Raw genomic sequence first — 9,815 nt, 5'->3', positions numbered from 1 at the left:
GGTCCGACCTAAACGGCCGGACCTATAAAGGCACTGGCTTTTAACACGCTGTTGAGTTCTCAAGAAACGGACACCCACCGCGCTGGACCCGCTTTCGCGTTTCCCGCCCCGGGGCGACTCTTTCACTTTATCAGATCCGCTCGGTCTGTCAATTCCGGGCTTTTCCGATTTGCCTTTCCAGTCCCGCTTCCGCGGGCCCTTCCGGGCGTTGGTGCTATTTCATCAGATCCGGCTCGATTGTCAAATTCGGGCCTTTTCCGAAGCCACCGCACGAACGCGGGCATGGCAAAGCCATGTCGGCTTGATCGAGGATGGTTACCCCTTGGGCCGGCCGCCATGCACGATGGCGTCACGCATCTCCAAGGGACGAGGAGTAAAGCTATACGCTCGAGTCGCCCGCGTCAAATCAGCTGGTCACGAGCGGCGTGTCCGTCGCGAACGAGCCGGGCGGGACGCGTTCCGTCCGGCTGCCAAGCGGCACTCACCACCCACAAGAGTCCAACGGATGGGTGCCCTGCTCCGGTTCCACACGGCCCGCCGCCCCGGCCGTGCCGAGCTGCGCCCCGCTGTGGGCAGCGTCCTCGAGCGGGTGCCCGTGTCTTCGCGGAGGCGCTGTACGGGGCATCGTTCCAGCAGCGGCGGGGACGTGACGGCGTCGGGCCGAAGGTGATCGATGTGCCGAACGTCCTCCCCCGCTGGGGCGGATGCTCGCGCCAGCCGGCACCGGGCCCCAGCTGACACCTTGTTTCCCTTGGGTGCGTGTTCGCGACCCGCGTCCATCCCAATGCGGTTGGCCGGGCACGCTCCTCTCTGAAGCAGGCTGTCGCGTGGGAGGTGGAGCTGGCACATCGCTTCGATCTGCTCGTCCCAGACTCGCGACTCGTATGCCTGCCGGTGCAACTGGACCATCCCGGAGGAGGGTGGGGACGTTGCTTCCCATGAACGGCGGGCGCACCGGGCCGAGGGCGATCGGAGGCCACGTACCGCGCCCGGGAGTTCTGAGTGCCCAGTCCGGCAGGGCGGATGGGTCCTCAGCGATCGAAAGCAGGGTGGGGGGCACGTCGCCCATGGCACGAGGCGGCCGGGGTTTGGCTGCGCCGGACGCTCCTCCCCGGCGTGCTCTGCGGCATCGCGGGCATCTTGACCGGCATCCCCTGGATCCTCTGGCTGCATGCGCCCAAGTCTGGGGGCGGGGGTATCGCGCTCGGTGTCTCTGCAGCTTGTGGCGAGGCGGCAGGGGCTTCGGACTTGCGGGGGCGGGTGTGGTGAGCGGGTTGTATCGGGTTCTGGTGGTTGTGGCGGGCAGAGTTGGGAACGTTCCCAAACGGCGGTTGTCACTTCGATGTCGGCTTGATCCAGGTATGCCCGAAACAGGGTTCACATTGACCGTTTCGCACGTTCTGGAGGTCCGCCAGTGAGCTACTACCCGCCGCCCGGGCAAGGCGGCTACGCCTCGCCTCCGTCCAACCACCTGGTGTGGGCGATCCTGACGACGATCTTCTGTTGCCTGCCCGCCGGCGTGGTCTCGATCGTGTACGCGGCGCAGGTCAACTCCAAGTGGCAGGCCGGTGACCACCAGGGCGCGTACAACGCGTCCAAGAACGCCCGCGTCTGGGCGATCGTGTCCGCCGTCGTGGGTCTGGTCATCGGACTGATCTGGGGCGCGGTGGTGCTGGCGACCGGCGGGAACACCTACCGCTACTGACCGACGTGCGGATCCGCGGCCTGGCGGCGCCCGGCGGCGTGCTGGCGCTGGCCGCCGCCGTGGTCGCGACCGTCGCCCTGGTGGACCCGAACGAGCGGGGCAATTACCCGACGTGCCCGTTCCTGGCGCTGACCGGGTACCAGTGCCCGGGCTGCGGCGCGCTGCGCACGCTGCACGCCCTCGCGCACGGCCACGTCGGGGAGGCGCTCGCGCTCAACGTGTTCGTGGTGAGCATGCTGCCCGTGCTGGCCTTCTTCTGGGCGCGCTGGACGGTCGCGCGGGCGCGGGGCCGTCCGGCGCGCACCCGGGCGGGCGATCCCCGGCTGATCTGGGGGCTGTTCGCGGCGGTCATGGGCTTCTGGCTCATGCGGAATCTGCCGTGGGGGGCCTTCCTGGCGGCGTGAGCGCGGGAGGCTCGCCGGCGGCGGACGGCGGCGTGCGGGTGAGGACGTTGAAGAGCAGGTTGAGGATGATGGCGGTGAGGCCGCCCAGGGTGATGCCGCTGTCGAGGATGGCGGCCACGTCCCGGGGCATGTTGTCGCCGAAGGTCGGGATGGTGGCGGGCACCATCGCCATCGCGATGCTGACGGCGACGACGAGGGCGTTGCGCTCCTGGCGCAGGTCGGCCTTGCCGAGGGTCTGCATGCCGACGACCGCGACCATGCCGAACATCGCGATGGCGGCGCCGCCGAGCACGTCGCTGGGGATGGCGGCGACGTAGGCGGCGACCTTGGGGAACAGGCCGAGCACCATCATGATGATCCCGGCGGTGACCACGACGAAGCGGCTGCGGACGCCGGTGAGGCGCACCAGGCCGACGTTCTGCGCGAAGCAGGTGTAGGGGAAGGCGTTCAGCACGCCGCCGAGGAAGGTGGACAGCCCGTCGGCGCGCAGGGCCCGGGTGATGCCGTCGGGGGTGACCTCCTTGCCGACGATCTCGCCGGTGGCCTTGGAGTCGCCGACGGTCTCGACGACGGTGACCATCATCACCAGCAGCATCGCGATGATGGGGCCGATCTGGAAGGTCGGCGTCCCGTAGTGGAACGGGGTGGTCACCCCGAGCCAGTCGGCCGTCCCGACCGCGTCGAAGGTGGTGTCGCCGAGCAGCCAGGAGACGGCGGTGCCGCCGACGAGGCCGAGCAGGACGGCGATGCTGCTGAGGAACGGGCGCCGCAGCCGGTAGAGGACCAGGATGAACAGCAGCGTGCCGCCCGCGTAGGCCAGGTGCTTCCAGCTCCCGTGGTCCTTGGCGGCGGCGCCGCCCGCGGCGTCGTTGATCGCGTTCGGGAGCAGGGTCAGGCCGATGATGGTCAGGACGGTGCCGGTGACGACCGGCGGGAAGAGCCGCAGGATCCGGCCGAGGAACGGGGCGACCAGGATCATCACCAGGCCGGCGGTGATGGTGGCGCCGTAGATGGCCAGCAGCGCCGCGGTGCCGTTCGCCGCGCCCTGCCCGATCGCGATCATGGGGGCGACCGCGGTGAACGTGACGCCCTGCACGATCGGCAGCCGGATCCCGAACCGCCAGAAGCCCAGCGACTGGATGATGGTGGCGATCCCGCAGGTGAACAGGTCCGCGTTGATCAGGTAGACGAGCTGCTCGTCGGACAGCCCGAGCGCCCCGGCGACCAGGATGGGGACGACGACCGCGCCGGCGTAGAAGGCCAGGACGTGCTGGAACCCGTACAGTGCCAGCCTGGGGATGGGGAGCACCTCGTCGACGGGGTGCCTGGCGTCGGCCATCGCTGTCGAGCCCTCCGGTTTGGAACGTTGCATTTCTTGTGCGGCGGAAGTCTGCCGTGCCGCCCCCGCCGGATGTGCGGCGGGGTGCCCGCGGCCCGCGGGTCAGGAGCTGGGGTCGGTGAAGGCCGGGGGCCGCTTCTCGAAGTGGGCCCGGATGGCCTCGACCTGGTTGGGCGAGCCGCGCAGCGCGTCCAGGGCGCGCGACTCCTCCAGCAGTTGCCCGGGCAGGTCGTGGCCGTCGGTGGCCCGGTTGAGCAGGCGCTTGGCGGCGCGGATCGCGTCCGGGCTGCGGCCGGCGATCTCCCGGGCCAGGTCGAGCGCCGCGGCGCGCGGGTCCTCGGCGGTACGGGTCGCCAGGCCCAGCCGCACCGCCTCCTCGCCGGAGACCATCCGGCCGGTGAAGGTCAGCTCCTTGGCGACGTCGTCGCCGACCAGGCGCACCAGCGCGGCGGTGCCGGTCATGTCGGGGACCAGCCCCCAGCGGATCTCCAGCACCGACAGCCGCGCGTCGGGGGCGACGATCCGCAGGTCGGCGCCCAGGGCGATCTGCAGGCCGCCGCCCAGCGCGTGCCCGGCGACGGCGGCGATCACCGGCTGCGGCAGTTCCCGCCAGGTGTGGACGGCCTGCTGGCCGAGGTTGGTGATGCGGCCGGGCTCGCGGTCCACGATGGCGCGGGTGAGGCGGCGGGCGCGCTCGCTGCCGTCCGCCTGCCCCTCCCCCGAGAGGGCGGCGAAGTTGGCGAGGTCGAGGCCGGCGCAGAAGGAGCGGCCCTCCCCGGACAGGACGACCGCGCGTACCGCGGGGTCGGCGGCCAGCGCGTCGCCGGTGTCGGCGAGGGCCTCGAACATCGCCATGTCGAGCGCGTTCAGCTTGTCGGGGCGGTTCAGCCGGACGTCGGCGACGCCGTCGGCGTCCACGCTCACGGTGACACGCGTTCCGGTCATGGGGGCTCCTCGGCTCAGGTCACGGGGACGATCTTCGCGTTTACCAGACGGCCGTCCCGGATGTCGAGCAGGCCGAGAGTGCCGTGCGACTGGCGGCGCCGGTCGGTGGGCGACCCCGGGTTGAAGATCCGCAGGTCGCCGTCGGTCTCGTCCAGCGGGATGTGGGAGTGCCCGAACACGACCAGGCCGGCGTCGGGGAACCAGCGGCGCATCCGGGCGAGACGGCCCTTCTTCTGGCCGCTGTCGTGGACCATCGCCACGCGCAGCCCGTCGAGTTCGATCTCCAGGCGCTCCGGCGCGCCCCAGGCCGCCACGTCGGGCCCGTCGTTGTTGCCGAGCACGGCTTTGACGGGCGCGTACCGCGCGAGTTCGTCCAGCACCCCGGCGGTGCAGACGTCGCCCGCGTGCAGGATGAGGTCCGCGTGCCGCAGGTGGGCGGCGACCGCGGGCGGGCAGGCGCGCCAGCGGCGGGGCGCGTGGGTGTCGGCGAGCGCGACCACGTTCATCCTCCCCGTTCTACCTCGTGCGGCCGGGACGATCGGCATGCGGGTCGGGACGGTCGGGCCCGCCCGCGGCCGGGCGGCCGCCTCCGGACGGGACAGCGCTCCGTGAATGGATGATCTACAGCGGGTGATCTATCCACCGCGGCGCTTCGACTCGGGTGGGAAACAACTGTAAGCATCGTGTCACTTCACCTCTGTGACCTGCGGAGTTACGGTCGAATCCCTCGTCATCGTCCTGGCGCGGTCGCCGCCCCGGACCGGGTCCGAACGATCGGAACGGCGGGGGGATCTGGTGAGACGGCCGGGCCTCGTGGAGGAAGAACACTCCCTTGCACCGGCCCGGGGTCCGGCCGACTCGCCGCTTCGCACAGGGGGGTGGCCGATGAACGACCCCGCGCACCCGGGCGGACCGTCCGGAGGGCGGAGCACGGTGACCTTCGACCTGGACGTCCTGCTGGCGGTCCTGCCCGCGCCCGGCGGCGACGTCCCGCTGGTGTTCCTGGACGACCCCGCCCGCACGCCCGCGCCCGACGCCGATCCCGGCAGCGAGCCGGTCACCGCCCTGCTGGCGGCGTGCCTGCGGACCGGGCTCGGGCTGGTCACCGACGCCCGGGACCTGCTCGTGCCGTTCGCGCCCGGCTGGCGAGCGGGGATGGACGGGCACGGCACCTTCACGGTGCGCAGCCCGCGGGACGCGCCGTCCCAGCCGTTCTGCCGCGTGGAGGGGCTCGGGACGCCGCCCGGGTGGACGGCGGCGGCCTCCCGGCGCGGCCATCTCGTCCTGTTCGCGGGCTGCATCGACATCGCCGACCACGCGACGGCGGCCGACCGGCGGCTGACGGCGGCCGTGGCCGGCGGGATGCTCGCCACCGGGGCGATCAGCTACCGGCCGGGGTGACGGCCGGCCGGCGGCCCCGCGGAGAACACGCGGGGCCACCGCCGGTCGCGGCGTGAGGCCCGGCTCTCTCACGCGTCGGCCGGCAGCGGATCGGGCGGGCGGACTGCCCCCACTACCCCAACGCACCCGTCCGCCCGGTCCGTGCTTCTCCATCAGTGGGATTCATGGGGCTGGGGAGGCGCGAGCGGCAGCTCGCACCACAGGATCCTGCCGCCGGGCACGAGCCTGGTGCCCCGGCGCACGGCGGGGAGCCCGGTCGTCCACGAGCCCCGGCCGTTCCCGGCGAGCGCGCGGGAGGCGTCCGTGCACGATCGGTCGGGGTCGGGACCGGCCGCGCCGGAACGGTCGGCGACCTCGCAGACCAGGCTGGTGCCGCGCAGCAGCCGGACCCCGAACGGGCCGGGCCCGTGCCGCGCGGCGTCGTCCACGAGCTCCCCGACCGCGGGCACGACGGCCGGGGCCAGGCCGTCCAGTCCCCAGGCGGCCAGCGCGTCGCGGACGAAGCGGCGGGCCCGCCGCGCCGCCCCCGCCTCGGCGGGCAGCGTCGTGGCGGCGATCCGGTCGGGCGGCAGCGCCCGGACGCGGGCCAGCAGCAGCGCGATGTCGTCGCGATCGGCGCGGTCGTCGCCGGGCCGCAGCGCCTCCACCGCCAGGTCGCAGATCTCCTCCAGCCCGCGCGGCGCCCCCGCCAGGGTCTCCCGCAGCGCCTCGATCCCGGCGTCGATGTCGCGGTCGCGGCTCTCCACCAGCCCGTCGGTCACCAGCACCAGCGTGCACCCGTCCGCCAGCCGCACCGTCCGGGACTCGAACGCCTCGCCGCCGATGCCCAGCGGCAGGCCCGGCGGGATGTCGAGGATCTCGGTGCGCCCGTCCGGGTGCAGGACGACCGGCGGGACGTGCCCGGCCCGCGCCACCGCGCAGGTCTGCTCCACCGGGTCGTAGACGGCGTAGACGCAGGTGGCGTTGGGCGCGCCGCCCATGTCCTCGATCATCTCGTCGAGGCGGTGCAGCACGTCCTCGGGCCTCGGGTCCAGGCCGGCGAGGGCGCGGACCGCGGTGCGCAGCTGGCCCATCGTCGCGGCGGCGCCGGTGCCGTGGCCCATGACGTCCCCGACGACCAGCGCGACCCGGCCGCCGGGGAGCGGGATGGCGTCGTACCAGTCGCCCCCGACGCAGGTGAGGTCGCCGGCCGGCAGGTAGCGGTGCGCGATCTCCAGGCCCAGCGGCTCGCGCAGCCCGGTGGGCAGCATGCTGCTCTGCAGCGTGAGCGCGGTGCGGCGCTCGCGGTCGTAGAGGCGGGCGTTGTCGAGGCAGACGGCGGCGCGGGCGGCCAGGTCCTCGGCGAGCGCGATGTCGTGGGAGTCGAAGGCGGGGCGGGCCTGGCCGCGCAGCAGCACGAGGCAGCCGAGCACGGTGCCGCGCGCACGCAGCGGGACGGCCAGGCCGCCGCTGAACGCGATCGTCCGGTCGAACTCCATGCAGTCGGCGTACGGCGCCCCGGGCTGGCAGGTCACCAGCTCGTGGGAGGCCAGCGCGGCGGGCCATCCGGGCGACGCGGGATCGACGGCGCCGGAGGCGATCCTGCGGGTGACGGCGCCGCCGCCGGCGCGCTCGGGGAAGTCGTCACCGGCGATGAACCGTTCGAGGACGAGCACGCACGCGGCGTCGGCCAGGCCGGGAAGGACGAGCCCGACCAGCTCGGCGCCGGTCCGCCGTACGTCGAGCGTGCTGCCGAGGCGGGCTCCGGCCTCGCTCAGCAGGGCCAGCCTGGACCGCGGCGTACGGCTCGGGACGTCGTCCGGGCCGGGCCCGGTCGCCGCCGGCGGGTGCGGCGGGCGGGCGGGCGCGACGATGACGGCCACCAGGCCGTCGTCCATCGGGTCGCACGAGAGCTCCACGGCGCGCGCGGGGGCGCCGGCGGTGTCGCGCAGGACGGCCCGCACGCCGGCCTGGGGCCGTCCGGCGCTCGCCTCCGCCAGCGCGGCCGCGATCGTCGCGCGCCCGTCGTCGTCGTGGGCGAGGTCGGCGACGCGGCGGCCCGCGACCTCCTCGGCCGGCACCCCGAGCAGTTCGGCGGCGGCGCTGCTCCAGTGGACGATGCGGCCGTCGGGCCCCACGGCGAGCGCCGCCGGGGCCGCCGGACGGCCGGGCGCGCCCGGCGAACGGAACGGATCGGAACCGGCGGGCGCGCGGGAGCCGGTGGACGGTCCCTCCGCCGGGAGCCGTGGCTGCACGTCACGTGGTCCTCTCGGGAAGACGACCCCCGCCTCGAACTGGGCTCCCCCGGTACAGCACGATCATCTCGCCTCGCGTCAGAAACCGCCAGCATCTTCACAAGACCTGTGGAAAATTACCACACGCCGTCCTGACCGTCACTCTGGTCACGAACGCCACGTTCATCCCGCGCCGGCCCCGTCCTCCGGGCTCCCCGCACCCGGGGCGCCGGCTCCTGCCGGGGACCTCTCATCAACCCACCATCGAATACCAATTCACAGTTAGAGAAAAACTTCACAAGGAACGGCAAGGATTCGCCCGCGCCCTTCGTGAGAAAAGATTCCCGGAAGGTAGATCTTTTCAGATCCCGCGGCGCCGCCTGTTACGGTCAAGGACATGAGCAATGCGACCGGAAAGCTCCGCGAGTCGTGGGAGGCGGCCCGTGACGATCTGCGCCACAAGATCGCCGAGATCCCGATGCGACCGGCCGATCGCCGCGCGCTGATCCGTTCGCTGGACGCCTACCACGCCACCCTCACCGCGTGGCTTCTCGGCCGCGAGCGCGCTCTGCGCAACGGTTCCGACCTGCGAGACCGCCAGGTCAACGGGGGACGTTGAACGACCGCGGAGCGCGCGGGGACCGGCGCCCGGACGCCGCGTCCCGGGCGCCGGTCCGCCGTGCGGGCCGGTCCCGCCGCCGTCCTGTGACGGGAGGCGCGGCGCACGCGCCCGGGCTCCGCCGCGCCCCGTCCCCGGTGCCGCCGGCCGTCCCGGCGCCGCGCCGGCCGTGAGCTTATATATCGAACGGTGATCAGCGCCTGCCGTACCGGTGACCATCTGTAACGGGACCCCGGCCATTCCGGGCGAGTGACTTCGGAGAACGCTCCTTACAGGTGCCCGCGCTTATCAAAGTTTAAAATTCATTTCCGCCGCCGGTTCCGCTCAACCGCCCCGCGGTGTTCCACTTCGTTCCGGCCTGTGCCTTCTCGTCTCCGCGCGGCCCTTACCGAGACCCGTCCCGAGCCCGCCGCGAGCCCTTCCCGAGCCCGTCGCGGCGGCCCTCCCGGGCAGGTCGCGGGGGGCGCGGCGGGCCCTTCGCCGCGCGACACGCCGCATGGCAGAACTCTGCCCGAACTTGACCTTTTCTTTCAGGTTTCACTCAGGTTAGGGGTTTAAGGTCCAAGTCACGTGGCCCACCAAGGGCGACGGAGCGAGCGACCGGCGATGGGGCCGACGGCGGCCCGGGAGGGAGCGCCCTGCGATGAACGTCGGTGCCGCGCGCATCCCCGAGATCAAGAATCCCGCGGTGGTGAGGTTCCCCGCGGAGGTCGACCTCAGCAATGGGGACCTCATCCTGGAGGAGGCCCTGCGGCTGCTGCGCGAGGGAGTCCCGGGACTGGTCATGGACCTGGGCGGGTGCACCTTCTGCGACTCCAGCGGCCCCAACGCGATCTTCCGGGCGAAGGTGCGGGCGGACGCGGCGGGCGTCCCGCTGGCGGTGGTCGTCCCCGAGACCGGCGTGGTGCGCAGGATCTGCGACATCGCCGGGGTCACCCGCCGCATCCCGGTCGCCCCCGACCTGGAGTCGGCCCTGGCCGAGATCGCCGTGGCGGCGCGGCGGCCCGCCCCCGCCAAGCAGGCGTCGGCGGTGAACTCCGCTCCCGGCAGGCCGGCGCCCGCCGGGCACCACCGTCCGGACGGCGGCCGCCGGGCCTCGTAGGCCCGCGAACGGCCCCGCCTCCGGCCCCGTTGACGCGATCGTCCGGGCACTCCACGGTGGTAGCCGGAACCGAACCGTCCAGACGGA

Annotated in this window: 9 protein-coding genes; 5 read left to right on the top strand and 4 right to left on the bottom strand. The window is 73.0% G+C overall.

What is annotated here, in order from left to right:
• The first annotated feature begins 1,414 nt into the window (after window positions 1-1,414).
• Together ACFPZN_RS35780 and ACFPZN_RS35775 are read left to right on the top strand one after the other, a co-directional pair.
• Window positions 1,415-1,705: a CD225/dispanin family protein gene (locus tag ACFPZN_RS35780; protein WP_378286871.1), complete on the top strand. Its 291-nt coding sequence runs from the start codon at window positions 1,415-1,417 to the stop codon at window positions 1,703-1,705.
• Between the two features lie 5 nt (window positions 1,706-1,710).
• The gene (locus tag ACFPZN_RS35775; RefSeq protein WP_378286870.1) at window positions 1,711-2,109 is read left to right on the top strand and encodes a DUF2752 domain-containing protein; all 399 of its coding nucleotides are present in this window, start codon (window positions 1,711-1,713) and stop codon (window positions 2,107-2,109) included.
• Here ACFPZN_RS35775 and ACFPZN_RS35770 read toward each other — a convergent pair.
• The 3 genes from ACFPZN_RS35770 to ACFPZN_RS35760 all read right to left on the bottom strand — a co-directional run bounded on the left by ACFPZN_RS35770 (window position 2,069) and on the right by ACFPZN_RS35760 (window position 4,899).
• Window positions 2,069-3,448: a nucleobase:cation symporter-2 family protein gene (locus ACFPZN_RS35770; RefSeq protein WP_378286869.1), complete on the bottom strand. Its 1,380-nt coding sequence runs from the start codon at window positions 3,446-3,448 to the stop codon at window positions 2,069-2,071. The two genes, ACFPZN_RS35775 and ACFPZN_RS35770, sit on opposite strands and share 41 nt — an antisense overlap.
• Before the next feature lie 102 nt (window positions 3,449-3,550).
• Complete coding sequence (locus tag ACFPZN_RS35765) at window positions 3,551-4,393, bottom strand: crotonase/enoyl-CoA hydratase family protein (RefSeq protein ID WP_378286868.1); 843 nt, start codon at window positions 4,391-4,393, stop codon at window positions 3,551-3,553.
• Window positions 4,394-4,407: 14 nt separating this feature from the next.
• The gene (locus ACFPZN_RS35760) at window positions 4,408-4,899 is read right to left on the bottom strand and encodes a metallophosphoesterase family protein (RefSeq protein WP_378286867.1); all 492 of its coding nucleotides are present in this window, start codon (window positions 4,897-4,899) and stop codon (window positions 4,408-4,410) included.
• Between the two features lie 379 nt (window positions 4,900-5,278).
• Here ACFPZN_RS35760 and ACFPZN_RS35755 point away from each other — a divergent pair, with 379 nt between their 5' ends.
• Window positions 5,279-5,794, top strand: a complete 516-nt coding sequence (locus ACFPZN_RS35755; protein ID WP_378286866.1) for a hypothetical protein — start codon at window positions 5,279-5,281, stop codon at window positions 5,792-5,794.
• A 152-nt stretch (window positions 5,795-5,946) separates the two neighbouring features.
• On the opposite strand, the gene ACFPZN_RS35750 is transcribed toward ACFPZN_RS35755, so the two are convergent.
• Window positions 5,947-8,028 carry a SpoIIE family protein phosphatase gene (locus tag ACFPZN_RS35750; protein WP_378286865.1) on the bottom strand — a complete coding sequence of 694 codons (2,082 nt, stop codon included), beginning with the start codon at window positions 8,026-8,028 and terminating at the stop codon, window positions 5,947-5,949.
• Window positions 8,029-8,404: 376 nt separating this feature from the next.
• Between ACFPZN_RS35750 and ACFPZN_RS35745 the strand changes: the two genes are divergently transcribed.
• Together ACFPZN_RS35745 and ACFPZN_RS35740 are read left to right on the top strand one after the other, a co-directional pair.
• On the top strand, window positions 8,405-8,626 hold the full coding sequence (locus tag ACFPZN_RS35745; protein WP_378286863.1) for a hypothetical protein: 222 nt from the start codon (window positions 8,405-8,407) through the stop codon (window positions 8,624-8,626).
• A gap of 643 nt (window positions 8,627-9,269) precedes the next feature.
• The gene (locus tag ACFPZN_RS35740; RefSeq protein WP_378286861.1) at window positions 9,270-9,728 is read left to right on the top strand and encodes an STAS domain-containing protein; all 459 of its coding nucleotides are present in this window, start codon (window positions 9,270-9,272) and stop codon (window positions 9,726-9,728) included.
• Window positions 9,729-9,815 lie beyond the last annotated feature (87 nt).

Source organism: Actinomadura rugatobispora (assembly GCF_042656285.1).
GTDB lineage: Bacteria > Actinomycetota > Actinomycetes > Streptosporangiales > Streptosporangiaceae > Spirillospora > Spirillospora rugatobispora.
The sequence above is the reverse complement of the archived record's forward strand: the minus strand, read 5'-3'. Positions and strand labels throughout refer to the sequence as shown.